The organism is Pseudomonas sp. PDM14, from assembly GCF_014851905.1.
Taxonomy (GTDB): Bacteria; Pseudomonadota; Gammaproteobacteria; order Pseudomonadales; family Pseudomonadaceae; genus Aquipseudomonas.
On the sequence record NZ_JACVAQ010000001.1, the window covers coordinates 528,012 to 552,896 of the forward strand.

23 protein-coding genes are annotated in these 24,885 nt (G+C 66.1%); 13 read left to right on the forward strand and 10 right to left on the reverse strand.

Features of this window, described 5'->3' with window-relative positions; translation table 11 throughout:
- Positions 1-8: 8 nt before the first annotated feature.
- Positions 9-1,496 carry a polyphosphate:AMP phosphotransferase gene (pap, locus tag IB229_RS02365; protein ID WP_192324570.1) on the reverse strand — a complete coding sequence of 496 codons (1,488 nt, stop codon included), beginning with the start codon at positions 1,494-1,496 and terminating at the stop codon, positions 9-11.
- A gap of 159 nt (positions 1,497-1,655) precedes the next feature.
- Here pap and mnmC point away from each other — a divergent pair, with 159 nt between their 5' ends.
- The 7 genes from mnmC (at position 1,656) to IB229_RS02400 (ending at position 12,643) form a co-directional block, all read left to right on the forward strand.
- Complete coding sequence (gene mnmC / locus IB229_RS02370; protein WP_192324572.1) at positions 1,656-3,614, forward strand: bifunctional tRNA (5-methylaminomethyl-2-thiouridine)(34)-methyltransferase MnmD/FAD-dependent 5-carboxymethylaminomethyl-2-thiouridine(34) oxidoreductase MnmC; 1,959 nt, start codon at positions 1,656-1,658, stop codon at positions 3,612-3,614.
- Positions 3,614-4,369, forward strand: a complete 756-nt coding sequence (locus tag IB229_RS02375; protein WP_192329201.1) for a sulfite exporter TauE/SafE family protein — start codon at positions 3,614-3,616, stop codon at positions 4,367-4,369. The genes mnmC and IB229_RS02375 overlap by 1 nt, the downstream gene beginning before the upstream one ends.
- Before the next feature lie 138 nt (positions 4,370-4,507).
- Entirely contained in the window at positions 4,508-6,277 is a 1,770-nt protein-coding gene (locus IB229_RS02380; protein WP_192324574.1) for an N-acetylglutaminylglutamine amidotransferase, read from the forward strand.
- A 101-nt stretch (positions 6,278-6,378) separates the two neighbouring features.
- Positions 6,379-8,118 carry an N-acetylglutaminylglutamine synthetase gene (gene ngg / locus IB229_RS02385; protein ID WP_192324576.1) on the forward strand — a complete coding sequence of 580 codons (1,740 nt, stop codon included), beginning with the start codon at positions 6,379-6,381 and terminating at the stop codon, positions 8,116-8,118.
- 50 nt (positions 8,119-8,168) lie between these two features.
- Positions 8,169-9,377, forward strand: coding sequence for an osmoprotectant NAGGN system M42 family peptidase (locus IB229_RS02390; RefSeq protein ID WP_192324578.1), 1,209 nt, complete (start codon positions 8,169-8,171; stop codon positions 9,375-9,377).
- A 205-nt stretch (positions 9,378-9,582) separates the two neighbouring features.
- Positions 9,583-12,330 carry a hybrid sensor histidine kinase/response regulator gene (locus IB229_RS02395; RefSeq protein ID WP_192324580.1) on the forward strand — a complete coding sequence of 916 codons (2,748 nt, stop codon included), beginning with the start codon at positions 9,583-9,585 and terminating at the stop codon, positions 12,328-12,330.
- Between the two features lie 82 nt (positions 12,331-12,412).
- Positions 12,413-12,643, forward strand: a complete 231-nt coding sequence (locus tag IB229_RS02400; RefSeq protein WP_192324582.1) for a YheU family protein — start codon at positions 12,413-12,415, stop codon at positions 12,641-12,643.
- 6 nt (positions 12,644-12,649) lie between these two features.
- Here IB229_RS02400 and IB229_RS02405 read toward each other — a convergent pair whose 3' ends face one another.
- The 7 genes from IB229_RS02405 to IB229_RS02435 form a co-directional block, all read right to left on the reverse strand.
- A complete protein-coding gene (locus IB229_RS02405; protein ID WP_192324584.1) occupies positions 12,650-12,982 on the reverse strand; it encodes a YnfA family protein in 333 nt (110 codons plus the stop codon).
- Positions 12,983-13,021: 39 nt separating this feature from the next.
- Entirely contained in the window at positions 13,022-13,450 is a 429-nt protein-coding gene (locus IB229_RS02410; protein WP_192324586.1) for a hypothetical protein, read from the reverse strand.
- A gap of 67 nt (positions 13,451-13,517) precedes the next feature.
- The gene (locus tag IB229_RS02415) at positions 13,518-14,690 is read right to left on the reverse strand and encodes a CynX/NimT family MFS transporter (protein ID WP_192324588.1); all 1,173 of its coding nucleotides are present in this window, start codon (positions 14,688-14,690) and stop codon (positions 13,518-13,520) included.
- 135 nt (positions 14,691-14,825) lie between these two features.
- Complete coding sequence (locus tag IB229_RS02420; RefSeq protein WP_192324590.1) at positions 14,826-15,617, reverse strand: hydroxypyruvate isomerase family protein; 792 nt, start codon at positions 15,615-15,617, stop codon at positions 14,826-14,828.
- Entirely contained in the window at positions 15,614-16,501 is an 888-nt protein-coding gene (locus IB229_RS02425; protein WP_192324592.1) for an NAD(P)-dependent oxidoreductase, read from the reverse strand. Before IB229_RS02425 ends, IB229_RS02420 begins: the two co-directional genes overlap by 4 nt.
- Before the next feature lie 122 nt (positions 16,502-16,623).
- Positions 16,624-16,983, reverse strand: coding sequence for a DUF5064 family protein (locus IB229_RS02430; RefSeq protein WP_192324594.1), 360 nt, complete (start codon positions 16,981-16,983; stop codon positions 16,624-16,626).
- Positions 16,984-17,050: 67 nt separating this feature from the next.
- Positions 17,051-17,368 carry a DUF2288 domain-containing protein gene (locus IB229_RS02435; protein WP_192324596.1) on the reverse strand — a complete coding sequence of 106 codons (318 nt, stop codon included), beginning with the start codon at positions 17,366-17,368 and terminating at the stop codon, positions 17,051-17,053.
- A gap of 331 nt (positions 17,369-17,699) precedes the next feature.
- Between IB229_RS02435 and IB229_RS02440 the strand changes: the two genes are divergently transcribed.
- The 6 genes from IB229_RS02440 to sstT all read left to right on the forward strand — a co-directional run bounded on the left by IB229_RS02440 (position 17,700) and on the right by sstT (position 24,055).
- The gene (locus IB229_RS02440; RefSeq protein WP_192324598.1) at positions 17,700-18,824 is read left to right on the forward strand and encodes a branched-chain amino acid ABC transporter substrate-binding protein; all 1,125 of its coding nucleotides are present in this window, start codon (positions 17,700-17,702) and stop codon (positions 18,822-18,824) included.
- Between the two features lie 129 nt (positions 18,825-18,953).
- Entirely contained in the window at positions 18,954-19,874 is a 921-nt protein-coding gene (gene livH / locus IB229_RS02445; RefSeq protein ID WP_192324600.1) for a high-affinity branched-chain amino acid ABC transporter permease LivH, read from the forward strand.
- The gene (locus IB229_RS02450; protein ID WP_192324602.1) at positions 19,871-21,124 is read left to right on the forward strand and encodes a high-affinity branched-chain amino acid ABC transporter permease LivM; all 1,254 of its coding nucleotides are present in this window, start codon (positions 19,871-19,873) and stop codon (positions 21,122-21,124) included. The genes livH and IB229_RS02450 overlap by 4 nt, the downstream gene beginning before the upstream one ends.
- Positions 21,121-21,888 (forward strand): high-affinity branched-chain amino acid ABC transporter ATP-binding protein LivG, encoded by a 768-nt coding sequence (livG, locus tag IB229_RS02455; protein ID WP_192324604.1) that lies wholly within the window; start codon positions 21,121-21,123, stop codon positions 21,886-21,888. The genes IB229_RS02450 and livG overlap by 4 nt, the downstream gene beginning before the upstream one ends.
- Positions 21,889-21,890: 2 nt before the next feature.
- The gene (locus IB229_RS02460; RefSeq protein WP_192324606.1) at positions 21,891-22,592 is read left to right on the forward strand and encodes an ABC transporter ATP-binding protein; all 702 of its coding nucleotides are present in this window, start codon (positions 21,891-21,893) and stop codon (positions 22,590-22,592) included.
- A gap of 227 nt (positions 22,593-22,819) precedes the next feature.
- Complete coding sequence (gene sstT, locus IB229_RS02465) at positions 22,820-24,055, forward strand: serine/threonine transporter SstT (protein WP_192324608.1); 1,236 nt, start codon at positions 22,820-22,822, stop codon at positions 24,053-24,055.
- 106 nt (positions 24,056-24,161) lie between these two features.
- Here sstT and IB229_RS02470 read toward each other — a convergent pair whose 3' ends face one another.
- The gene (locus tag IB229_RS02470; RefSeq protein WP_192324610.1) at positions 24,162-24,554 is read right to left on the reverse strand and encodes a DUF488 domain-containing protein; all 393 of its coding nucleotides are present in this window, start codon (positions 24,552-24,554) and stop codon (positions 24,162-24,164) included.
- 12 nt (positions 24,555-24,566) lie between these two features.
- On the reverse strand, positions 24,567-24,875 hold the full coding sequence (locus tag IB229_RS02475) for a DUF5629 family protein (protein ID WP_192324612.1): 309 nt from the start codon (positions 24,873-24,875) through the stop codon (positions 24,567-24,569).
- Positions 24,876-24,885: the final 10 nt, after the last annotated feature.

Consider the following 24,885-nt stretch of genomic DNA (forward strand, 5'->3'; position numbering starts at 1 on the left):
CCTCCCGCTCAGCGTCGCTCGAACGCCGCCTCCAGGGCGTCGTTGATGGTGCGCAGTACCTTGATGCGGGCAAAGCGCTTGTCGTTGGCTTCCACCAGCGTCCAGGGCGCGATGGTGGTACTGGTGCGATCGACCATGTCGCCCACCGCCTCGCGATAGGCGTCCCACTTGTCGCGGTTGCGCCAGTCTTCTTCGGTGATCTTGAAACGTTTGAACGGCGTGTTCTCGCGCTCCTTGAAACGCTCGAACTGGGTCTCCTGATCGATCGCCAGCCAGAACTTCACCAGCACCACGCCGGCATCGCTGAGCTGCTCCTCGAAATCGTTGATCTCGCCATACGCCCGCAGCCAGTCGGCGGGCTGGCAGAAGCCTTCCACCCGCTCGACCAATACCCGGCCGTACCAGGAACGGTCGAACAGGGTGAACTTGCCGCGCGCCGGCACATGCCGCCAGAAGCGCCACAGATAGGGCTGCGCCCGCTCCTCCTCGGTCGGCGCGGCAATCGAGACGATGCGGTACTGGCGCGGGTCCAGCGCCGCGGCGACACGGCGAATCGCACCGCCCTTGCCGGCCGCGTCGTTGCCTTCGAACACCGCCACCAGCGAATGCCGGCGCATGCGTTTGTCGCGCAGCAAGGTGGCCAGGCGCGCCTGCTCGATATCCAGCTGCTCGCGATAGACGAGCTTGTCCAGCTGCTGGCTCAGGTCAAGGCTGTCGAGCAGGCTGATCTGATCGAAGCTGGCAGTCAGCGGCGCGCTGTGCGGCGGCGACACCGGCGGCGCCTTGGCCTTGAGCGCGGCCTGCAGACCGTCGAGAAGGATGCGGCCCATGGTCAGGCTGCGGTAGTACTCGTCAGCTCCCTCGATCACGTACCAGGGGGCAAAATCGCGGCTGGTTCGGCGCAGCACGCGCTCGCCATAGCGCACGAACTTGTCGTAGGTCTTCGACTGCTGCCAGTCCAGCGGGCTGATGCGCCAGCTGCGCAGCGGGTCTTCGTGCAGCTCCTTGAGGCGCGCCTTCATGCGTTTCTTGGACAGGTGGAACCAGAACTTGAAGATCAGCGCACCCTCGTTGCAGAGCATCTGCTCCAGGCTCAGGGCGCCGTCGATGGCCTGGTCCAGCTGGGCGGTCTTGATGTAGCCGTGCACGCGCCCCTGCAGCATCTGGCTGTACCAGTTGCCGAAGAACACGCCGATCTGCCCCTTGGGCGGCAACTGGCGCCAGTAGCGCCAGGCCGGCGGACGCGCCAGTTCCTCGTCGGTCTGCTGGTCGAAGGTGCTGACCTGGATCAGCCGCGGGTCCATCCACTCGTTGAGCAGCTTGACCGTCTCGCCCTTGCCCGCCCCTTCCACGCCATTGATCAGCACGATGACCGGGAAGCGCTGCAGCTGCTTCAGCTCGAACTGCGCCTCCAGCAACGCCTCGCGCAGCGCAGGCACCGCCGCGTCGAAGGTCTCCTTGTCGATGGCATGACCCAATTCCGCTGACTCGAACATGAACGACTCCTTGGCTCCATGGACCTGCTGGTGATCTTCCGGCTCGTCTCGACTGGCCGACAGTCAGATGATCGCCGCAGGCTCTGATCGGTTCAGCCTAGCGGATTGCCCCGCCCCGAAGCCATCCCGCTACAATGCGCCGCTCTCACAGGTGCCCGCATGCCCGACTCCAACTATGCCCAGCTCGACTGGGACGACCACGGCCAGCCGCATTCGCGGCAGTTCGACGACGTGTACTTTTCCCGCGAGGACGGCCTTGGCGAAACCCGCCACGTGTTCCTCGCCATCAACGACCTGGCCGCGCGCTTCGCCGCGCTGCCGGCCGGTGGGCGCCTGGTCATCGGTGAAACGGGTTTCGGCACTGGCACCAACTTCCTCTGTGCCTGGCAGCTGTTCAGCCAGAGCGCGCCAGGTGACGCGTGTCTGCACTTCGTCAGCGTGGAAAAGTACCCGCTGAGCCACGCCGACCTGCAACGGGCGCTGGCCCTGTGGCCGGAACTGGCGCCGTGGAGCGAGCCACTGCTGGAGCAGTACGTGGCGGTGCACCCCGGCTTCCAGCGCATCCTCCTGGACGGCGGCCGCGTGGTGCTGACCCTGTTGATCGGCGACGCGCTGGAGATGCTGCCGCAGCTCGATGCGCGTATCGATGCCTGGTTTCTCGACGGCTTCGCCCCGGCGAAGAACCCGCAGATGTGGAACCTGCCGCTGTACCAGCAGCTCGCCCGACTGTCGGCACCCGGTGCGACGCTGAGCACCTTTGCCAGCACCGGCTACGTGCGCCGCGGCCTGGTCGAGGCCGGCTTCGTCATGCGCCGCGTACCGGGCTACGGCAAGAAGTGGGAGAACCTGCGCGGCGACTTCCCCATGCAGGCCGAAGCACCCGGCAAACCCTGGTTCGCCCGCCCACGCCGGGCGCCAGGCAAACGCACGGCGCTGGTGATCGGCGCCGGCATGGCCGGTTGTGCAACGGCGGCAAGCCTGGCCGCACGCGGCTGGCAGGTGACGCTGCTGGAGCGTCACGCGCACATCGCCAGCGAGGCGTCCGGCAACCCGCAGGGCGTGCTGTACCTCAAGCTGTCCGCCCACGGCACCGCGCTGTCGCAACTGATCGTCGCCGGCTTCGGCCATACCCGCCGCCAGCTGCAGCGCCTGCAGGCCGGTCAGGACTGGGCTGCCTGTGGCGTGCTGCAACTGGCACTGGATGAAAAGGAACAACAGCGCCAGACGCAGCTCGCCGCGGCGTTCCCCGCCGACCTGCTGCACAGCCTGAGCCGCGAACAGGCGCAGGCCATTGCCGGTGTCGACTTGCCGGGTGGCGGCCTGTTCTTCCCGCAAGCCGGCTGGGCACATCCGCCGGCGCTGTGCCAAGCACTGATCGAGCACCCGAACATCCGCCTGCTGACGCACCACGAGGCGCTGCAACTGCAGCGTGACGGCGAACAGTGGCAGGCGTTGGCCGACGACCAGGTGCTGGCCAGCGCCAGCGTCGTGGTACTGGCCGGTGCCGCCGAAGTGCGTCGTTTCGCCCCGGCTGCCGAGCTGCCGCTCAAGCGCATCCGCGGGCAAATCACCCGCGTGCCGCAAACCGACAGCAGCACGGCGCTGGCCTGTGTGGTCTGCGCCGAGGGCTATGTGGCGCCGGTACGCAATGGCGAGCACACGCTGGGCGCGAGCTTCGACTTCCATAGCGAAGACACCGCGACGACCACCGCCGAGCACGCCAGCAACCTCGACCTGCTGCGCGAGATTTCCAGCGATCTCAGCACCCGCCTGCACGTCGACCAGCTCGATCCCGCGGCCCTGCAGGGCCGCGCCGCCTTCCGCTGCACCAGCCCGGACTACCTGCCCATCGTTGGCCCGCTGGCGGACAGCGCGGCATTCGCCGAGGCCTACGCCGTGCTACGCAAAGACGCACGGCAGATTCCGGACACGCCCTGCCCATGGCTCAACGGCCTGTACGTCAACAGCGGGCACGGCTCGCGCGGGCTGATCACCGCACCGCTGAGCGGCGAGTTGCTGGCCGCCTGGCTCGACGATGAACCGCTGCCGGTGTCGCGCAGCGTGGCCGAAGCCTGCCACCCGAACCGCTTCGCCCTGCGCAAACTGATTCGCGGATGATCGACGGCCTGCTGCTCGAAGCCCTGAGCATCGGCACCGTGCTCGGTCTGCTGCTCGGCCTTACCGGTGCCGGCGGCTCGCTGGTCGCCCTGCCGCTGCTGCTCAGCCTGCACCTGAACCTGCGCGATGCCATCGGCGTCAGCCTCGGCGCCGTCGCCCTCACCGCGCTGGTCGGCGCCATTCCCCGCGCGCGCCAGGGCCTGGTGGCCTGGCAACCGGTGGCGCTGCTGAGTGCCTGCGGCCTACCCGGCAACGCCATCGGCCAGTGGCTCGGGCAGTTCGTCGCCGAGGCCGTGCTGGTGATCGCCTTCTGCCTGCTGGTGCTGTGGTCGGCTTGGCGCATGTGGCGCAATTCCAGCCTGCCGCCCCGCGCAGCCACGCCGACACGTTACGGCCCGCTGGTCGGCATCGGCGTGGGCGTCGGCGTGCTCTCGGGCCTGATGGGAGTCGGCGGCGGTTTTCTCATCGTGCCGGCGCTGCTGGCCTTCACCTCGCTGTCGATGCTCGCCGCCACGGCCACCTCGATGGCGGTGATCGCCGTGGTGTCCGGCGGCGGCTTCGTGCTCTACCTCAGCGGCGCGCAGCCTTCGCTGGAGCTGCTCGCCGGCCTCGCTGCAGGCGGCGCACTCGGCGTGCTGTGCGGCAACCGCCTGGCCGTGCGCCTGGGCGGCAAGCTGCTGCAGCGGCTGTTTGCCCTGATGCTGGTATTGGTCAGCCTGTCACTGGCCACGCAAAAGCTTCTCGGCGGCAGCTGAAAATACCCACACGCCGCTAGCCGCCTGGGCCCGCACGCTTATAACCGATTGATCTAAACCTTCTCGGATTGCCCCTGTCGGATTCTTACTGCCTCAACTACTAGGCAGCTTCCCCAACGGCAACACCGGTAAGGACTTATGTGCGGAATAGCAGGAGAGTTACGTTTTGATCAACGCCCGGCCGACTTGGCCGCCGTCGAGCGCATCACCCACCATCTGAGCCCGCGCGGCCCCGACGCGCACGGTTTCCACAGCCAGGGCCCCGTCGCCCTCGGCCACCGCCGGCTGAAGATCATGGATCTTGCCGAAGCCTCCGGGCAGCCAATGATCGACAGTGATCTGGGCCTGTCCATGGTGTTCAACGGTGCCATCTACAACTACCCGGAATTGCGCGCGGAGCTGGCCGGCCTCGGCTATCGCTTCTTTTCCGATGGCGACACCGAGGTGCTGCTCAAGGGCTACCACGCCTGGGGCCAGAACCTGCTGCCGAAACTCAACGGCATGTTCGCCTTCGCCGTCTGGGAGCGTGACAGCCAGCAGCTGTTCATCGCCCGTGACCGCCTCGGCGTGAAGCCGCTGTACCTGTCGCAGACCGACCAGCGCCTGCGCTTCGCCTCGACCCTGCCAGCACTGCTGCAGGGTGGCGACATCGACGGCACGCTGGACCCGGTGGCGCTGAACCAGTACCTCAACTTCCACGCCGTGGTACCGGCGCCGCGCACCATCCTCGCCGGGGTGAAGAAACTGCCGCCGGCGACCTGGATGCGCATCGACGCCAACGGCAACACCCGCCAGGAAACCTGGTGGCAGCTCGATTACGGCCCGCGTGCCGACGAGCAGAATTTCACCCTGGTCGACTGGCGCGATCATGTCCTCGAAGGCCTGCGCGACGCCGTGGCGATCCGCCAGCGCGCCGCCGTGGATGTCGGCGTGCTGCTGTCCGGCGGGGTCGACTCGAGCATGCTGGTGGCGCTGCTGCGCGAAGCTGGCGTGGACAACCTGTCGACCTTCTCCATCGGCTTCCAGGATGCCGGCGGCGAACGCGGTGACGAGTTCCACTATTCGGACCTCATCGCCCAGCGCTTCGCCACGCGCCATCACCAGCTGCGCATCGACGAAAGCGAGATCATCCAGCAGCTGCCATCGGCCTTCCGTGCGATGAGCGAGCCGATGGTCAGCCATGACTGCATCGCCTTCTATCTGCTCTCGCGCGAAGTGGCCAAGCACTGCAAGGTGGTGCAGAGCGGCCAGGGCGCCGACGAGCTGTTCGCCGGTTACCACTGGTACCCGCTGGTGGACGGCGCCGAAGATGCCTACACGGCCTATCGCCAGGCGTTCTTCGACCGCGACCACGACGAATACGCCGCCAGCGTTATGCCCGCCTGGCTGGGTGAAGACCACGCCGGCGAATTCGTTCGCCAGCACTTCGCCCTGCCTGGCGCCGATGCCGCGGTGGACAAAGCGCTGCGCCTGGACAGCACGGTGATGCTGGTCGACGACCCGGTCAAACGCGTCGACAACATGACCATGGCCTGGGGCCTGGAGGCACGCACGCCGTTCCTCGACTACCGCCTGGTCGAACTGTCGGCGCGCATTCCGGGGCGCTTCAAGCTGCCCGATGGCGGCAAGCAGGTGCTCAAGGAAGCCGCACGCCAGGTCATCCCGGCCGAAGTCATCGACCGGCCCAAGGGCTACTTCCCGGTGCCCGGCCTCAAGCACCTGCAGGGCGACACCCTCGGCTGGGTGCGCGAATTGCTGACCGACCCGAGCCAGGACCGCGGCCTGTTCAACCCGAGCATGCTCGACCGCCTGCTGACCGACCCACACGGCCAGCTCACCCCGCTGCGCGGCTCGAAACTGTGGCAACTGGCGGCGCTGAACCTGTGGCTCAGCGAACACGGCCTATAGGGCAGTCCATGCGACCCAAGGATACCTGCAGCCCGACCCAGCCAGGCCCCGCACAGCGCGGCCCAGCTGAACGCGGCCCGAGCAACAAGGAGATTCACGTCATGCGTGCCACTGCCTACAACCAACGCCTGCTGCGCGGCCAACCGCCGTCTTACCAGCGCCTGCAGGCCATGCTCGCCGAAGACGGCATGCAGCCCGCCGGCAAGCCGATGGCACTGCACTGCGGCTGGGGCCGGCTGCTGCTCGGCCACACCTACCCCAGCGCCGATGCGCTGGCCACCGACCTGCTCAGCGAATGCCCCGGCGAGCGCGACATCGCCCTCTACGTGGCCGCGCCGCAACAGGTGCTGGCGCAGTCACCGCAGCAGCTGTTCCTCGACCCGTCGGACACCCTGCGCCTGTGGTTCAGCGACTACCGCCCGGCACGGCGCACCTACCGCGGCTTCAATATCCGCCGCGCGCAAAGCGACAGCGACTGGCAGGCGATCAACCGCCTGCACCAGCAACGCGGCATGCTGCCGCTCGACCCGACACGCCTGACCCCGCGCGAACAGGGCGGACCGATCTACTGGCTGGCCGAGGACTCGGCGAGCAACGCGGTGATCGGCAGCGTCATGGGCGTCAACCACGCCCGCGCCTTCAGCGACCCGGAGAACGGCAGCAGCCTGTGGTGCCTGGCGGTCGACCCCAACTGCCCGCGCCCCGGCGTCGGCGAGGCGCTGGTGCGCCACCTGGTCGAACACTTCATGAGCCGCGGCCTGGCCTACCTCGACCTGTCGGTGCTGCACGACAACCGCCAGGCCAAGAAGCTCTACGCCAAGCTCGGCTTCCGCGACCTGCAGACCTTCACCCTCAAGCGCAAGAACGGCTTCAACCAGCCGCTGTTCCTCGGCCCCGGCCCGGACGGCACGCTGAACCCCTACGCGCGGATCATCGTTGACGAGGCGCATCGCCGCGGCATCGAGGTGCAGGTCGACGACGCCGAAGCCGGCATGTTCACCCTTAGCCAGGGCAGCCGCCGCGTGCGCTGCCGCGAGTCGCTGAGCGACCTGACCAGCGCCGTGAGCATGACCCTGTGCCAGGACAAACGCCTGACCCACCGCGCCCTCGCCCGCGCCGGCCTGCAGCAACCCGAGCAGCGCCTGGCCGCCAGTGCCGAGGAAAACGCCGCGTTCCTCGCCGAACATGGCAGCCTGGTGGTCAAGCCGGTGGACGGTGAACAGGGCCAGGGCGTGGCCGTCGACCTGCGCACCCCGGCAGCCGTCGAGGACGCTATCGAGCGTGCCCGCCAGTTCGACGGCCGCGTGCTGCTGGAGAGCTATCACGCGGGCTTCGACCTGCGCATCGTGGTCATCGGATTCGAAGTGGTCGCCGCCGCCATCCGCCGCCCAGCCGAGGTGATCGGTGACGGTCGCCACAGCGTCGGCGCGCTGATCGAGGCGCAAAGCCGCCGCCGGCAGGCCGCCACTGGCGGTGAAAGCCGCATCCCGCTGGACGCGGAAACCCACCGCACCCTGCGCGAGGCCGGTTACGACTACGACAGCGTGCTGCCCGCGGGCACCCGCCTGGCCGTACGCAAGACCGCCAACCTGCACACCGGTGGCAGCCTTGAGGACGTCACCGACATCCTCCACCGCGACCTGCGCGAAGCCGCGATCCGGGCCGCCCGTGCGCTGGATATTCCGGTGGTCGGCCTGGACCTGCTGGTCCCGGCCGCCGACCAGCCCGAGTACGTGTTCATCGAAGCCAACGAGCGCTGCGGTCTGGCCAACCACGAGCCACAGCCCACCGCCGAGCGCTTCATCGACCTGCTGTTCCCGCACAGCCGGGCGCCGGTCTGAACATCCCCACTGACGCGCCGTCCGTACGGGCGGCGCGAGGAGGAAGCTCCATGTCGAAACTGCCCGAACCCGACCTCGCCTACCTGCAGAAAGTCCTGCTGGAAATGCTCGCCATCCCGAGCCCGACCGGCTTCACCGATACCATCGTGCGCTACGTCGCCGAGCGCCTGGAGGAGATGGGCCTGCCATTCGAGCTGACCCGCCGCGGCACCATCCGCGCCACCCTGCTCGGCCGGCAGAAGAGCCCGGACCGTGCGGTGTCCGCGCACCTCGACACCATTGGTGCGATCGTCCGCGAAATCAAACCCAACGGCCGCCTGGCCCTGGCCGCTGTCGGCTGCTGGTCCAGCCGCTTTGCCGAGGGCAGCCGCGTCAGCGTGTTCACCGACACCGGGGTGATCCGCGGCAGCGTGCTGCCCCTGCTCGCCTCGGGGCATGCGTTCAATACCGAAGTGGACAGCATGCCGATCAGCTGGGACCACATCGAGCTGCGCCTCGACGCGCACAGCGGCGACCGCGAGGAATGCCTCAAGCTGGGCGTCAGCGTCGGTGACTTCGTCGCCTTCGACCCGCTGCCCGAGTTCACCGAGAGCGGCCACATCAGCGCCCGTCACCTGGACGACAAGGCCGGTGTCGCGGCGCTGCTGACCGCGCTCAAGAGCATCACCGAGGCGCGCCTGGTGCCGCCGATCGACTGCCACCCGCTGTTCACCATCACCGAGGAAATCGGTTCCGGCTCGGCCGGTGCCCTGCCCTGGGACGTCAGCGAGTTCGTCGGCATCGACATCGCCCCGGTCGCGCCCGGCCAGCAGTCCAGCGAACACGCTGTCAGCGTCGCCCTGCAGGACTCCGGCGGCCCCTACGACTACCACCTCTCGCGGCACCTGCTGAAACTCGCCCAGCAGCATGAGGTGCCGGTGCGTCGCGACCTGTTCCGCTACTACCACAGCGACGCCCAGTCGGCGATCACCGCCGGCCACGACACCCGTACCGCGCTGCTGGCGTTCGGCTGCGACGCCACCCACGGCTACGAGCGCACCCACATCGACAGCCTGGCGGCCATGACGCGCCTGCTCGGCGCCTACATGATGAGCCCACCGGTGTTTGCCAGCGATGCCCAGCCGGCCCGCGAGCATTCGCTGGAACGCTTCAGTCATCAGATCGAGCACGACGCGCAGATGGCCAACGACACCCAGGTGCCGACCGTCGAAAGCGTGATGGGCAACAGCAACAACAGCGGCAACAACAACCGTTCCTGACCCTGCACCGGCCGCCGCGCGCTCACGTGCGGCGTCTGCCGGCAACCGTCCATCCGCCCGACAATCCGCCAAAGCCTTGCCAGCCGTGGGCATCGTCCACGAGGTGATGGCACCTCGCCACATCTCGCGCAGAGCAGGCTTGAAAGCGCGGCGTACTTGAGCGCAAAGTGCCGGCACGGACGCATAAAAATAAAGAGGTTGGCGGATGCCTCGCTTTTGTCTGGTTTTGTTGTTGCTGTTGTTCAGCGGGCCTCTGCTGGCCCTTTCGCCAGCCCCGCTGGACCGGGATGAACTGCGCCTGTCACTGGCGCCGTACATGGGTTACTACGAAGACCGTGGCGCCTCGCTGAGTGCCGAGCAGGTCAGGCGCTTGCCCGACAGCGCCTTCAAGAACGTCAGCGGCGACCACGCCAACCTCGGCAAGAACGCCTCGGCCTGGTGGTTCAAGGTGCGCCTGGTGAACAGCCGGCCACAGCCGCTCGCTGGCTACCTGGAAGTCAATTACGCCCTGCTCGACCATATCCAGGTGTACTTTCAGGATGTCGACGGCACCCTCGTCAGCCAGGAAAGCGGCGACCAGTTCGCCTTCTCCCAGCGCCCGGTGCAGGTACGCCAGTTCTGGTTCCCGCTCAGCGTGCCGCATGGCAGCAACACGCTGCTGGTGCGGGTGGAGTCGACCAGCACCATCTTCGTTCCGCTGCTGTTCAGCACCTACGGCGCCAGCGCCGCCGCCCAGGAAAACCTCATGGGCATCAGCGGCGCCTTCTACGGCGTGCTGTTCGCCATGTTCGTCTACAACCTGTTCCTGTTCATCTCGCTGCGCGAGCGGGCCTACTTCTGGTACCTGGTGTACAACCTCAATGTCGGCCTGTTCGCCGCCTGCTTCGACGGCATGCTGTTCAAGCTGATGCCCAACCAGGTCGGCCTGCAGTCGGTGAGCATCTACATACTGATGTTCATCCACTGCCTGAGCGCCATCCAGTTCAGCCGCCACTTCCTGCATACCCAGTACTTCCCGCGCCTGGACCGCGCCCTGTGCCTGCTGATGCTGGCGATCTTCGGCTGCCTGCTATCCGTAGCGCTGATCGGCCTGCCAGCCTGGAACATCCTCGCCAGCCTGGCGGTGCTCAGCGTCTCGGCGCTGCTGCTGCTCACCGGTATCTACGTGTGGCGCCAGGGCATTCGCCACGGCTCGTACTACGTGCTGGCGTGGAGCGTGCTGCTGGTGTCGTTCATGCTGGTCACCAGCGGTTCGCTGGGCGTCGAGCTGTTCGGCATCTATGGCTCGTCGATCGTCGAAGTGGGCGTAACCATCGAGTTGCTGACCCTGTCCATCGGCCTGGCCGACCGCATCAACCTGCTCAAGGAGGAAGGCTTCCGCTCGCGCCAGGCCGCCGAGCAGGCCGCGTTCGAGAACGAGGCCAAGAGCCGCTTCCTGGCCAAGATGAGCCATGAAATCCGTACGCCGCTAAACGGCGTGCTGGGCATGCTGCAGCTGCTGCGCGAGACACCGCTGGAGCGCAACCAGCGCTTCTATGTCGACACCATCAGCAGCTCTGGAAGCTCGCTGATGTCGGTGATCAACGACATCCTCGACTACGCGCGCATCGAGTCCGGCAAGCTGAGCCTGGAACAGATCGAGTTCGACCTGGAACAGATGGTCTCCGACACCCTCAGCCTGTTCACCAGCCAGGCCCTGGAAAAACGCCTGCGCCTGCACGTGAGCCTGGAGGCCGGCGTACCGAGGCGTCTGCTCGGCGACCCGACGCGGCTCAAGCAGGTGCTGATGAACCTGCTGAGCAACGCGCTGAAGTTCACCCAGGAGGGCCACGTGGCCCTGCACGTCTGCCGCCGGACCAACAGCGAGGGTCAGTACCACCTGGTGTTCAGCGTGATCGACAGCGGCATCGGCATGCGCGGTGACACCCTTACCCAGCTGTTCAAGTCCTTCTCCCAAGGCGACTCCAGCACCACCCGCCGCTACGGTGGCAGCGGCCTGGGCCTGGCCATCAGCAAGGAGCTGGTGGAAATGATGGGCGGGCGCATCGAGGTGCAGAGCACGCCGAACCAGGGCACGCGCTTCGCCTTCGACGTGCCACTGCAGAGCGTCAGCGAGGAGCCCGACGAACTCATCCAGCTGCTCAATGGCCGCCCTGCACTGCTCTGCTCGCTCGACTCGCTGGGCCTTGACGCGCTGTCTCACCTGCTTGGCCGCTGGGGCATGCGCACCGAGCGCTGCCAGGACCCGGAACGCCTGCGCGACAGCCTGGAAGCGTTCTCCGCACCGCCGCTGCTGGTGCTGATGACGCCCTGGCCGGGCAGCATCGGCCACTGGTTGGACAGCCTCGGGCCGATGCTGGAAAAGGGCCAGCGCGTGCTTCTGCTGCACCCGCCGGAACACAACCCGAGCCTGCCGGACGGCCAGGGCCTGCGCCTGCTCAACCTGGCCCTGCCGATTGCCGTGACCAGCCTGCGCAATGCCCTCAGCGAGCTGTACAGCGAGCGGCGCAACGAGCCGCGCGCGCTGCCGCCGGAGCTGCACGCCAACGGCAGCAGCACGCCGTGCATCCTGGTGGCCGAGGACAATACGGTGAACCAGTTGGTGGTCCAGGGCTTCCTGAAGAAGCGCGGCTACAACGTGCGCCTGGTGACCAATGGCCTGGCCGCCGTATCCGAGTACAACCGCGATCCGGGCTCGATCCAGCTGATCCTGATGGACTGCGAAATGCCGGAAATGGACGGCTTCGAGGCCACGCGGCAGATCCGCCGGATCGAACGCAATCGCCAGTTGCCGACGGTGCCGATCATCGCCTTGACCGCACACATCCTCGAAGAGCACCGCCAACACGGCAGCGAGTCGGGAATGGATGACTTCCTCGGCAAGCCGCTGGACTGCCAGCTGCTCTACGCCACCCTGGACCGTTACCTGCTGGCCCAGCCGCTGGATCAATGAGCGGCGGCGCGGGCTGGCGAGCAAGCCTCGACAGCCCGCAAGCCCGGCAGTAGGATCGCCGCCCGCCGCGGAGAAATGCCCAATGCTGATTCCCTACGAGATGCTCGAAGCCGAAACCCTGACGCGCCTGCTGGAGGATTTCGTCACCCGCGAAGGCACCGACAACGGCGACGAGACGCCGCTGCCGACTCGCGTCGAGCGCGCGCGCCATGCACTGCACAAGGGCCAGGCGGTGATCCTTTTCGATGCCGAGAGCCAGCAGTGCCAGCTCCTGCTCAAGCACGAAGTACCACGCGAACTCTGGGAAGACTGACCCGCCTCAGCGCCAGCCCAGACGCGGCCCCAGCAGGATTACGCCCGCCCCGGCCACGCACAGCAGCGCGCCGAGCCAGTCGCTGGCCAGCGGCCGCGTACGCTCGATGACCCCGAGCCAGAGCAGCGACGCGACGATGTACACCCCGCCATATGCCGCATAGGCACGCCCGGCATAGGCCGCTTCGACGCGGGTCAGCAGCAGGGCGAACAGCGTCAGGCTGAGCAGGCCGGGGGCGATCCACCAGGCCGACTTGCCCATGCGCAACCACATCCAGAAGGCGTAACAGCCGGCGATTTCGAACAGCGCGGCGAGGAAGAACCATAGGTAATTGAGCATCGTCACATCTCGTTGGGCGGCACGCCGGGCGTGCAAGATTCAGCCGCGCACGCTGCCTTCGCGCTCCCACACGCAGCGCACGCGCAGATCGTCTTCCTGCGGGCTGTGGCTGCCGTTCTCCGATTCCCAGCGGAAGGTGTGCAGGCCGTTCAGTTCGGTTTCCAGGTGCACCACCACGCTGGCCCAGTACAGGCGCTTGAGCATCGCCTCGAACGCCTGCACCCACAGCGACCACTCGTATTCCACGGCGCGGTAGCTGGCACCGAAGTGGATCACCTGGGTCTGGTACAGGCCTTCGCCCTCGGCCGCGCAGAAGGAAAACATTTCGCGTCCGAGAAACGGCCAGGCTTCGCCCTGGGGCAGCTGGTCGAGCACCCGGCGGTTGCTTTCGCGGCGCTGCAGGCGTTGCTCGCGGTCACCGGACGGCCAGTCGCGGATGCAGCCATAGACAATGGATTCGGACTCCACCGGGGTACTCCAGAAAGTGCAGGCTGCCTTCTAACACAGGGCCTGGTCGCTGCAAAGGAACCAGTGCCTAACTCGGCTGATCCGCCGCGACCTTGGGCGTGCGCAGGCACCAGGCGATCACCGTCATCAGCACCGCCAGGCCACATAGCACCATGAACGGCGCCTGGTAGTCACCGGCCAGGTCACGCCCCAGGCCGGCGAGGATCGGCGCCAGGCAGGCCATGCAGTAACCGGCGCAGAGCATCATCGCGGTCCAGCGGCTGACCGCCAGCGGCGTGTGCACCTCGTACAGCGGCAGCACCAGCGACAGGGCGAACGAGCCGCTGAGGGCGAAGCCCATGAGCATGGCCCAGAGTTCCGGCAGCACGCTCGGCTGGAAGGTGATCATGCTCAGGCACAGGGTCAGCGCCACGCCGCAGAACACCAGCAGTTGCTGGCGCATGTCGAAGCGCTGCGCCAGCCACGGCAGCAGCCAGGCACTGGGCAGGCCGACCAGCATGAAGGCACTGAACAGGCCGTTGCTGTAGAGCAGGCTGAACCCGGCCTCGTGGTAGCGCGCCACCAGCCAGGTGGCCATGGTGTAGAACATCCCCGCCTGGATGGCGAAGAAGCCGGTGACCAGCCAGGCCCGCGGCTCGCCCCACGGCAGGCCGGAGCCGGTGCCGGTGGTGGCCGGCTCGGCGTGGCTGGGCAGGCGCAGCCAGAGCAGCAGCGCGATGATCGCCGGCACCGTCCAGGCGGCCAGGCCGAAGCTCCAGTCGTCACCCAGCGCCTGGGTGAACGGCACGGTGAGCACCGCGCCGGCCGCGCCGCCAATGGCCATGCTGAACGAGTACCAGCCGACCACGCGGCCGACATGGTCGACGAAATGGCGCTTGATGAAACCCGACAGCAGCGGCCCGGCCACGGCGATGCCGGCCCCGAGGATCACTGCGCTACCGATCAGCAGCACACTGGAGTGGCCGATCAGGCGCAACAGCAGCGCCACGGCGATCAGTCCCAGGCAGCAGGTAATGGTGCGTTCCAGGCCGAAACGCACGGCGAAGCGCGGGGCCAGCGGCGCCAGCAGGCCCATGCACAGCACGGGCAAGGCGGTGGTCAGGCTGATCAGGCCGCGGCTGAGGGAGAGTTCGCTGGCGATGCGCTCGATCAGCGGAGCCAGAGAGGTGATGCCGGGGCGCAGGTTGATTGCCGCCAGCACCAGGGCCAGCATCAGCAGCGCCCGGGAGACAGGTTTCACAAGAAGTCCAACAGTTACGAGAGCCCGCAGGGCCGGGCCAGCCACCCTACCCGCCGCACGCACGACGGGCAAGTTCGATGCGACCAAAGTTGACCATGGCGACAGGCTTTAGCCTCGCACCGGTCAACAGGCCACTCAGGCAAGCGCCGCCTCGGCACGCCAGGCGGGCAGCCAGGCCAGTGTCTGCGCGGTGGCCCGGGTCGGCCGGTACTCGGCGGCCAGCCAGCCTGCATAACCGCTCTGGCGCAAGGCTTCCAGCAACGGCGCGAACGTCACCGTGCCGCTGCCGGGCTCGCCACGTCCCGGGCAATCGGCGAACTGCACATGACCGATACGCCCCGCCAGCAGCGCGATGCCCGCCTCGATATCCACGCCCTGGCGAGCCATGTGGTAGAGGTCGAACTGCGCCAGGCAGTTGGGATGGTCGACCGCCCGCAACAACTCGTCGAGGTGCTGCGGGGTGTTGATCAGGAAGCCGGGGATATCCAGCGGGTTGATCGCCTCGCACAGCACGCGGATGCCCAACGGCTGAAACGCCTGCGCAGCCTGGCGCAGGTTGGCGACCAGGGTCTGCAGTGCCTCCTCGCGGCTGACGCCTTCGGCCAGCCGCCCCGGCAGCACGTTGACGCACTGCGGGCGCACCATGGCCGCGTAGGTCAGCGCCTGCTGCAACACTGCAGCGAACTCGGCCTGCCGTGCCGGCACCGCCGCCAGGCCCGGACCGCCGGCCAGGAAGTCCCCCGCCGGCAGGTTGATCAACACCAGCGGCAGGCCGGCACGTTCCAGCGCTTCCTTGAAACGGATCGCCGGCACTTCGTAGGGGAACTGCACTTCCACGCCCTCGAAACCGGCGGCGGCAGCGGCGACGATGCGATCGATCAGGGGCAGGTCGCTGAACAGCAGCGAGAGGTTGGCGGCGATCTTCATGGTTGATCCTTTCGGTAAAGCTGTACCAGCGTGGCGGGGTCTTGCTGCAGGTAGCCCTGGCTGCCGTGCAGGCGCATCAGTTGGGCGGCGAGCCCGCTCATCGGCGCGGCACTGCCCTGCTCATGCGCCAGCTTCGCCGCTGTGTCGAGGTCCTTGAGCAGCGTACGCACGTGCCACTTGATCGGCTCGAAACAGCGCTCGGCCATCTGCGGTGCAAGAATCTGCAGCGGTTTGGAGTCGGCGAAGCCGCCGGCAAGTGCCGGGGCAATCAGGCGGGCATCCACGCCGGCCTGCTCGGCCAGGGCCACCACTTCGGCGATCACCAGGGCGTTGCAGGCGACGATCATCTGGTTGCACACCTTGGTCACCTGCCCGGCGCCGACCTCCCCCATGCGTGTCAGGCGCTGACCGAGCTGCGCCAGCACCGGCGCGACGCGGTCGATGTCCACCTGCCGCCCGCCCGCCATGATCGCCAGCGTGCCGGCCTCGGCGCCGGGAGTGCCACCGGACACCGGCGCATCGACCCAGTGCACACCGGTCTTGTCCAGCAGCTCAGCGGCCATCTCCCGCGTGCTCGCCGGGTCGGTGCTGGACAGGTCGACCAGCACCTGCCCCACCCGGGCGTTCTCGGCGATGCCCCCGGCACCGAAGATCACCTCACGCACCGCCGCGGTATCGGCCAGGCACAGCAGGATGATGTCGGCGCCGCCCAGCGCGGCCGGGCTGTCGGCGCGCTGGGCGCCCTGTTCGAGCAAGGCCGTGCACTTGTCCGGCGAACGATTCCACACCATGAGCGGGTAACCGGCCGCCAGCAGGCGACGGCACATGGGCAGCCCCATCAGACCAATGCCGGCAAAGGCGAGCGTGGGCAGGGATGACGACATGGAACAACTCCGCCAGAAGACGCAAAGAATGGCTTGCGCAGGCTGCCGAAACATCCTGCACAACATATAAGGAGGGAGAGTCTACCGCAGCCCGACCGATGACCGGGCTGCACAGGCAGCCATTACAGGCCGTCCTGCTCCAGGTGATCGAGGTCCACCGTATCGCCCGACTGGACGCCGAGCTTCTCGCGGATGTCCTCGAACATGCGGTCGTAGGCGTCGTGCCCACGCATGATCAGTCCATGCTGGGTGGGCAGGCCGTGCTTGGCGGCGATACGCGTGGCCACGCTGGCGAAATTGAAGGCGGTGTCGCGGTGCAGCTCGAAGGTTTCTTCGAAAGCCTTGCCTTCGATGCTGCCCTGCAGCCGGCAGTGCAGCATGGGCCCTTCCTTGGCGTCCTGGCGTACGTCGTAATGGAAGTCGATGGTGAAGTCCGGCTGGCCAGGTGAACTGCTGCGATGCAGGTGTCCGGGAGTAAACATGAGGGCTGCTCCAGAAGGGTCAGAAGCTCATTCTAGACGGCTCTGCCGGCTACGCCCGCGCACCCATTCAGTGCAGCGAGACGTTACTGGTGCGCTCCTGTGCCAGCACCCAGGGCGCCACGACCACCGCCCAGAGTTGCGGGTCGCGCGCGAGCAGGTCTTCGGCCTGCGACGTTTCGACCTTGCCTACCTGGCCGGCCTGTAGCCACTGAGCTACTTTGCCCTGATCGTCCTCGGCCACGGCCAGCGCGACCTCCACCAGATCGAGCGAGCCGTCGACCCACAACAGCGCACCGCGGGCGAAGAATGGCTGCAGTTCCTGCCAGGTGATCGGAGCCGTTTCGCCAAGCAGCTTGGCATAGAGGGTGCTAGGTTGTTCTGTCATGACTTGCCCTGTGCGTGAGCACGCGATTGGAAGCGGACGCGAATGATAGCGTCGCCCCTTCACCAGGCAAATCAGCAACGAAACACGGCGTCACGGAAAGCGCTTCAGCAAGACTGCACAGTCACGGATTGCAGCGCCGTTATTCTGTACGTTTGTTTCAATTAAGCGACACCCACCTACCATGCCCCGATTTGCTGGCTTTTCAAGCCGCGAAACGGAGTTCTACACTGTGCCGGTACAGTTGCCGGGGGTGTGGCCGGTGAACCTGATCGGTCCTGCAGCTTTGGCCGCATGGATTACAACAACGAAAACACAAAAAGAGTGGAGCACTATGAACAAGGCTAGCAAGCAAGTTTCCAAGCTGTTCGCCGCCATGGCTCTGGCTGGCATGACCAGCTATTCGATGGCAGCTGACACCATCAAGATCGCCCTGGCCGGCCCGGTTACCGGCGCTGTTGCCCAGTACGGCGAAATGCAGTTCGTCGGTGCCAAAATGGCCATCGAGCAGATCAACAAGGCTGGCGGCGTGAATGGCGCCCAGCTCGAAGGCGTGGTCTATGACGATGCCTGCGACCCGAAACAAGCCGTGGCCGTCGCCAACAAGATCGTCAACGACGAAGTCAAATACGTGGTCGGCCACCTGTGCTCCAGCTCCACCCAGCCGGCTTCGGACATCTACGAAGACGAAGGCATCCTGATGATCACCGCGGCGTCCACCAGCCCGGAAATCACCAGCCGTGGCTACCAGCTGGTCTTCCGCACCATCGGTCTGGACAGCCTGCAAGGCCCGACCGCCGGCAACTTCATCGCCGACCACGTCAAGCCGAAAAGCGTTGCCGTGATCCACGACAAGCAGCAGTACGGTGAAGGCATCGCCACCGCGGTCAAGCAGACCCTGGAAGGCAAAGGCACCAAGGTCGCCCTGTTCGAAGGCATCAACGCCGGCGACAAGGATTTCTCCGCCCTGATCGCCAAGCTCAAGCAAGCCGGTGTCGACTTCGTCTACTACGGCGGCTACCACCCGGAACTGGGCCTGCTGCTGCGTCAGACCAAAGAGAAAGGCCTGACCATCAAGTTCATGGGTCCGGAAGGCGTGGGTAACAAGGAAATCTCGGCCATCGCCGGCCCGGCTTCCGAAGGCCTGCTGGTCACCCTGCCGAAGTCGTTCGACCAGGATCCGAAAAACCAGGCTCTGGTTGACGCCTTCAAAGCGAAGAAAGAAGACCCGAGCGGTCCGTTCGTATTCCCGGCTTACGCCGCCGTGCAAGTCATTGCCGAAGGCATCAAGAAAGCCGGCGAAAACGACACGGCCAAGGTTGCCGAAGCACTGCGCGCCAACAGCTTCGACACCCCGACCGGTTCCCTCGCCTTCGACGAGAAGGGCGACCTGAAGGACTTCAACTTCGTGGTTTACGAGTGGCACCAGGACGGCACCAAGACCGAAGCCGCCCACTAAAAAAGAAAGGGGCTTCCCCGCCTGAACCCAAAGCCCACTGCCTATGCAGTGGGCTTTGTTTATTAAGAGAATTCCGGTCTTACGCTGCGCCACAAGCGCTGCCTTGCGTAGCGACCCAGGAGTTAGGCAATGCCTGATCTTTATCACTACCTGCAACAGCTGATCAACGGGCTCACCGTTGGCAGTACCTATGCCCTGATCGCCATCGGCTACACCATGGTCTACGGCATCATCGGCATGATCAACTTCGCCCACGGCGAGGTTTACATGATCGGTTCCTACATCGCTTTCATTGCCATCACCGCCCTGGCGATGATGGGCATCGACAGCCTGCCGCTGATCATGATCGCGGCGTTCGCCGCCAGCATCATCGTCACCAGCGCCTTCGGTTACAGCATCGAACGGGTGGCCTACCGACCCTTGCGCGGTGGCAACCGTCTGATTCCGCTGATCTCCGCGATCGGCATGTCGATCTTCCTGCAGAACGCGGTAATGCTGTCCCAGGATTCCAAGGACAAGGCCATTCCCAACCTGCTGCCCGGCAACTTCGTGCTCGGCGATGCAATGCACAACGTGACCATTTCCTACATGCAGGTGCTGATCTTCGTCGTCACCTTCCTCGCCATGTTCGGCCTGACCCTGTTCATCTCTCGCTCGCGCCTGGGCCGTGCCTGCCGCGCCTGCGCCGAAGACATCAAGATGGCCAACCTGCTGGGCATCAACACCAACAACATCATCGCCCTGACCTTCGTCATCGGCGCCGCCCTGGCGGCCGTTGCCGCGGTACTGCTGGGCATGCAATACGGCGTGATCAACCCCAATCTCGGCTTCCTCGCCGGGATCAAGGCCTTCACCGCTGCGGTACTCGGTGGCATCGGCAGCATCCCCGGCGCCGTGCTGGGTGGCCTGGTTCTCGGCGTCGCCGAAGCGTTCGGTGCCGATATCTTCGGTGACCAGTACAAAGACGTCGTGGCCTTCAGCCTGCTGGTACTGGTGCTGTTGTTCCGCCCGACCGGCATTCTCGGTCGTCCGGAGGTAGAGAAGGTATGAGCAAGAATCTCAAGACGGCCATTTTCAGTACCGTCCTGCTGCTGCTGATCTCCTACCCCATCCTGGGCCTCAAGCTCAGCGTCATCGGCATCAGCCTGCAGGTGCATGGCGCCAGCGAGCAGACCCTGTGGACCATCGGCATCGCCGCGGTGCTGATGTTCACCTGGCAAATGCTGCGCGACAAACTGCCGGGCCAGGGCCGCTTCGGCAGCCTGGTGCCTGCCATGCCGCAGCAGGTCAAGGACACCCTGACCCTGCCCAGCGTGCAGCGCTGGATTCTCGTCGCCCTGTTCGTGGTCGCCCTGGCCTGGCCGTTCTTCGGCTCGCGCGCGGCGGTGGACATCGCCACGCTGGTGCTGATCTACGTGATGCTGGCCATCGGCCTGAACATCGTCGTGGGCCTCGCCGGCCTGCTCGACCTGGGCTATGTCGGTTTCTATGCCGTTGGCGCCTACACCTACGCCCTGCTCGCCGAGTACGCGGGTTTCGGTTTTTGGACCGCGCTGCCCATCGCCGGCCTGGCGGCTGCGACCTTCGGCTTCCTGCTCGGTTTCCCGGTGCTGCGCCTGCGCGGTGACTACCTGGCCATCGTCACCCTCGGCTTCGGTGAAATCATCCGCATCCTGCTGCGCAACCTGACCAACATCACCGGTGGTCCGAACGGCATCAGCTCGATCCCCAAACCAGAGCTGTTCGGCCTGTCGTTCGACCGCCGCGCCGCCGAAGGCGGGCAGACGCTGCATGACTTCCTCGGCATTGCCTACAACTCCAGCTACAAGGTGATCTTCCTCTACCTGATCGCCCTGCTGCTGGTGTCCCTGGCGCTGATCGTGATCAACCGCCTGATGCGCATGCCGATCGGTCGCGCCTGGGAAGCGCTGCGCGAAGACGAAATCGCCTGCCGCGCACTCGGCCTCAACCCGACCACCGTCAAGCTCTCGGCCTTCACCATCGGCGCCTGCTTCGCCGGCTTTGCCGGTAGCTTCTTCGCCGCGCGCCAGGGCCTGGTCACGCCCGAGTCCTTCACCTTCATCGAGTCGGCCATGATCCTGGCCATCGTCGTGCTCGGCGGCATGGGCTCGCAACTGGGGATCATCTTCGCCGCCATCGTCATGGTGCTGCTGCAGGAAATGCGCGACTTCAACGAGTACCGCATGCTGATCTTCGGCCTGACCATGATCGTGATGATGATCTGGCGTCCGCAGGGCCTGCTGCCCATGCAACGCCCCCACCTGGAGTTGAAACCATGAGCCGCCCGATTCTTGAAGTCAGCGGGCTGACCATGCGCTTCGGCGGCCTGCTGGCCGTCAACAATGTCGCCCTGTCCGTACAGCCCAAGCAGGTCGTTTCGATGATCGGCCCCAACGGTGCGGGCAAGACCACCGTGTTCAACTGCCTGACCGGTTTCTACCAGCCCACCGACGGCGTGATCCTGCTCGACGGCGAGGCCATCCAGGGCCTGCCGGGCCACAAGATCGCGCGCAAGGGCGTGGTGCGTACGTTCCAGAACGTTCGCCTGTTCAAGGAAATGACTGCGGTGGAGAACCTGCTGGTCGCCCAGCACCGCCACATCAACACCAATTTCCTCTCCGGCCTGCTGAAGACCCCGGGCTTTCGCAAGAGCGAGCGCGAGGCCATGGAATACGCCGCCCACTGGCTGGAACAGGTCAACCTGACCGACGTCGCCAACCGCCCTGCCGGCACCCTCGCCTATGGCCAGCAACGCCGCCTGGAAATCGCCCGCTGCATGATGACGCGCCCGCGCATCCTCATGCTCGACGAGCCTGCGGCCGGCCTGAACCCGCGGGAAACCGAGGACCTCAAGGCGCTGATCAGCCTGCTGCGCAATGAGCATGACGTGACCGTCCTGCTGATCGAGCACGACATGCACCTGGTCATGAGCATTTCCGACCACATCTACGTGGTCAACCAGGGCACACCCCTGGCCAACGGCACACCGGAGCAGATACGCAACAACCCGGACGTCATCAAAGCCTATCTGGGGGAAGCCTAATCATGCTGCGTTTTGAAAACGTCTCCACCTTCTACGGCAAGATCCAGGCGCTGCACGACGTCAGCATCGAAGTGCAGCAGGGCGAGATCGTCACCCTGATCGGTGCCAACGGCGCGGGCAAATCGACCCTGCTGATGACCCTGTGCGGCTCGCCGCGTGCCTCCAGCGGCAGCATCCGCTACATGGGTGAAGAGCTGGTCGGCCTTGATTCCTCGGTCATCATGCGCAAGAGCATCGCGGTCGTGCCGGAAGGTCGCCGCGTGTTCGCGCGCCTGACCGTCGAGGAAAACCTGGCCATGGGCGGGTTCTTCGGCAGCAAGGCCGACAACCAGGAGCAGCTGGACAAGGTGCTGCACCTGTTCCCGCGCCTCAAGGAACGCTTCGAGCAGCGCGCCGGCACCATGTCCGGCGGCGAACAGCAAATGCTTGCCATCGGCCGTGCGCTGATGAGCAAGCCCAAGCTGCTGCTGCTCGACGAGCCGTCGCTGGGCCTGGCGCCGATCATCATCCAGCAGATCTTCGACATCATCGAACAGCTGCGCACGGAAGGCGTGACCGTGTTCCTGGTCGAGCAGAACGCCAACCAGGCGCTCAAGCTGGCCGACCGCGCGTACGTGCTGGAAAACGGTCGCATCGTCATGCAAGGCAGCGGTGCCGAGCTGCTGGTCGACCCCAAGGTGCGCGACGCCTACCTCGGCGGCTGACGTTTGCGGCGCGAATGAAAACGGCCCCGCGCGGGCCGTTTTTCATTTTCCTCGCCCGACCTGACGGACGTCAGGCACGCTACCTGTCACCTCTATAGAATCGCCGCCTCCTTTCTGCGCCTATCGTTATCCGATGGCTTCGCAGAACCGAAAGCCGACCAGACCTCGGCCGCCAGCCCGCAGCGCCCACCCACAGGGGGCACTGCCGAACCACAGGAACACGACATATGACCCTCCGCCCACTGCTGCAGCTGATCACCGGCACCAGCCTGGTCCTGCAGATTGCCATCGGCCTGGTGGCCGGCATCCTCCTCGCCCTGCTCGCTCCGCAGGCCACTGACGAGGTCGGCTTTCTCGGCACCCTGTTCATTTCCGCACTCAAGGCCGTGGCGCCGATACTGGTGTTCATCCTCGTGGCCTCGGCCATCGCCAACCACAAGCCGGGCCAGCCCACGCACATTCGCCCGATCCTGATGCTGTACCTGATCGGCACCCTCTCCGCCGCCATCGTCGCGGTGATCGCCAGCAGCCTGTGGCCTTCGACCCTGGTGCTCACGGATGCCGCCAGTGGCACCACGCCACCCGGAGGCATCGCCGAAGTGCTCAAGGCCCTGGCTCTGAACGTGGTGGACAACCCGGTCAATGCCCTGCTCAAGGGCAACTTCATTGGCATCCTGGCCTGGGCCATCGGTATCGGCATCGCCATTCGCCACGGCAGCGAGACCACCCGCGCGGTATTCACCGACCTGGCGCATGGCGTCACCCTGATCGTGCGCGTGGTCATCCGATGCGCGCCGCTGGGCATATTCGGTCTGGTCGCCACCACGTTCGCCGACGCCGGTCTCAAGGCTCTGGCCGGCTATGCCCACTTGCTGATAGTGCTGGTCGGCTGCATGGCGTTCGTCGCGCTGGTGGTCAACCCGCTGATCGTGTTCAGTCAGATCCGCCGCAACCCCTATCCACTGGTGTTCACCTGCCTGCGCGAGAGCGGCGTCACCGCCTTCTTCACCCGCAGTTCGGCGGCCAACGTACCGGTCAACATGCAGCTGGCCGAACGTCTGGGCCTGCACGAGGACACCTACTCGGTCTCCATCCCGCTGGGCGCGACCATCAACATGGCCGGCGCCGCCATCACCATCAGCGTGCTGGCATTGGCGGCAGCGCATACCCTGGATATCCAGGTCGACCTGCCCACCGCCATTCTGCTCTGCGTGGTCTCCGCCGTCTGCGCCTGCGGTGCTTCCGGAGTTGCCGGTGGTTCGCTGCTACTGATTCCGCTGGCCTGCAGCCTGTTCGGCGTCCCCAGCGAAGTGGCCATGCAGGTGGTGGCGATCGGCTTCATCATCGGCATCCTGCAGGATAGTGCGGAGACCGCGCTGAACTCCTCCACCGACGTGCTGTTCACCGCCGCCGCCTGCCTGGCTCGCGACGCCACATCAGAGCAGGCGCCGCCCCTGAGCTGATACGGTTCAGGTGATGCATGCACGACGCGTAAGGCGCGCCGTGCGCACCGATGGGGGCGGCACCTTCGCAAGGCCGTCCATACCGAGAGGCGCGCACTCTACAGAGCTACTGATCCCGATAGCACACCGGTGAGCTGGGCGGCCCGCGCCGCTCCAGCTCGTCCTCGAGGAACTCGGCGAGCACGCGGGCGTTGTTGTGCTGCTCGTCGCGGGCGGCGTACAGCAGGGTCAGCGTGCCGCGCTCGGCGATGTCGAGCAGGCCCTGCCAGTGCTCGGGATGACCCGCCAGCTGCTGGCGGTAGTGCTGGCGAAAGCCGGCGAACAGCGCCGGGTCATGATCGAACTGCTGGCGCAGCGCCGCAGTAGGCGCGACCTCGCGCAGCCAGGCGTCCAGTGCCAGGGCATCCTTGCGACACCCGCGCGGCCAGAGCCGGTCGACCAGCACCCGCGTACCGTCGCTGGCGGCAATCGGCTCGTAGACGCGCCGACACTGGATCATCCACCGCTCCGCTCAGTCTTCGTCGCCATCCTCGGCGTCATCGTTGCTGCCCACTGTCGCGCCCAGGCAGACCAGGACATGCATGCCGGCACTGTCGGCAATGCTCCAGCTGCCCTGCACCGCATCGAACACGGCCGCAGAGACCGCCGCAGCGGAGAACACCCAGACCCGCCGCGTGCGGCCGTCCATGCATTCCACGGTGAGCAGCGGCTGATCAGCCTCGGCCTGCTCGGCCAGGTCGAACTGCCAGGCGTGCAGATCATCGATCAACAGCATGTCGGCGCTCTGCAGCTCGGCGAGCAGGTCGGGGGTATCGGTCATGGCGAAATCA

Bases quoted from the DNA above. Each gene is read 5' to 3' on its own strand.
- pap (WP_192324570.1), bottom strand. From the start codon at position 1,496: ATGTTCGAGTCAGCGGAATTGGGTCATGCCATCGACAAGGAGACCTTC.
- mnmC (WP_192324572.1), top strand. From the start codon at position 1,656: ATGCCCGACTCCAACTATGCCCAGCTCGACTGGGACGACCACGGCCAG.
- IB229_RS02380 (WP_192324574.1), top strand. From the start codon at position 4,508: ATGTGCGGAATAGCAGGAGAGTTACGTTTTGATCAACGCCCGGCCGAC.
- ngg (WP_192324576.1), top strand. From the start codon at position 6,379: ATGCGTGCCACTGCCTACAACCAACGCCTGCTGCGCGGCCAACCGCCG.
- IB229_RS02390 (WP_192324578.1), top strand. From the start codon at position 8,169: ATGTCGAAACTGCCCGAACCCGACCTCGCCTACCTGCAGAAAGTCCTG.
- IB229_RS02395 (WP_192324580.1), top strand. From the start codon at position 9,583: ATGCCTCGCTTTTGTCTGGTTTTGTTGTTGCTGTTGTTCAGCGGGCCT.
- IB229_RS02400 (WP_192324582.1), top strand. From the start codon at position 12,413: ATGCTGATTCCCTACGAGATGCTCGAAGCCGAAACCCTGACGCGCCTG.
- IB229_RS02405 (WP_192324584.1), bottom strand. From the start codon at position 12,982: ATGCTCAATTACCTATGGTTCTTCCTCGCCGCGCTGTTCGAAATCGCC.
- IB229_RS02420 (WP_192324590.1), bottom strand. From the start codon at position 15,617: ATGAAGATCGCCGCCAACCTCTCGCTGCTGTTCAGCGACCTGCCCCTG.
- IB229_RS02425 (WP_192324592.1), bottom strand. From the start codon at position 16,501: ATGTCGTCATCCCTGCCCACGCTCGCCTTTGCCGGCATTGGTCTGATG.
- IB229_RS02430 (WP_192324594.1), bottom strand. From the start codon at position 16,983: ATGTTTACTCCCGGACACCTGCATCGCAGCAGTTCACCTGGCCAGCCG.
- IB229_RS02435 (WP_192324596.1), bottom strand. From the start codon at position 17,368: ATGACAGAACAACCTAGCACCCTCTATGCCAAGCTGCTTGGCGAAACG.
- IB229_RS02440 (WP_192324598.1), top strand. From the start codon at position 17,700: ATGAACAAGGCTAGCAAGCAAGTTTCCAAGCTGTTCGCCGCCATGGCT.
- livH (WP_192324600.1), top strand. From the start codon at position 18,954: ATGCCTGATCTTTATCACTACCTGCAACAGCTGATCAACGGGCTCACC.
- IB229_RS02450 (WP_192324602.1), top strand. From the start codon at position 19,871: ATGAGCAAGAATCTCAAGACGGCCATTTTCAGTACCGTCCTGCTGCTG.
- livG (WP_192324604.1), top strand. From the start codon at position 21,121: ATGAGCCGCCCGATTCTTGAAGTCAGCGGGCTGACCATGCGCTTCGGC.
- IB229_RS02460 (WP_192324606.1), top strand. From the start codon at position 21,891: ATGCTGCGTTTTGAAAACGTCTCCACCTTCTACGGCAAGATCCAGGCG.
- sstT (WP_192324608.1), top strand. From the start codon at position 22,820: ATGACCCTCCGCCCACTGCTGCAGCTGATCACCGGCACCAGCCTGGTC.
- IB229_RS02470 (WP_192324610.1), bottom strand. From the start codon at position 24,554: ATGATCCAGTGTCGGCGCGTCTACGAGCCGATTGCCGCCAGCGACGGT.
- IB229_RS02475 (WP_192324612.1), bottom strand. From the start codon at position 24,875: ATGACCGATACCCCCGACCTGCTCGCCGAGCTGCAGAGCGCCGACATG.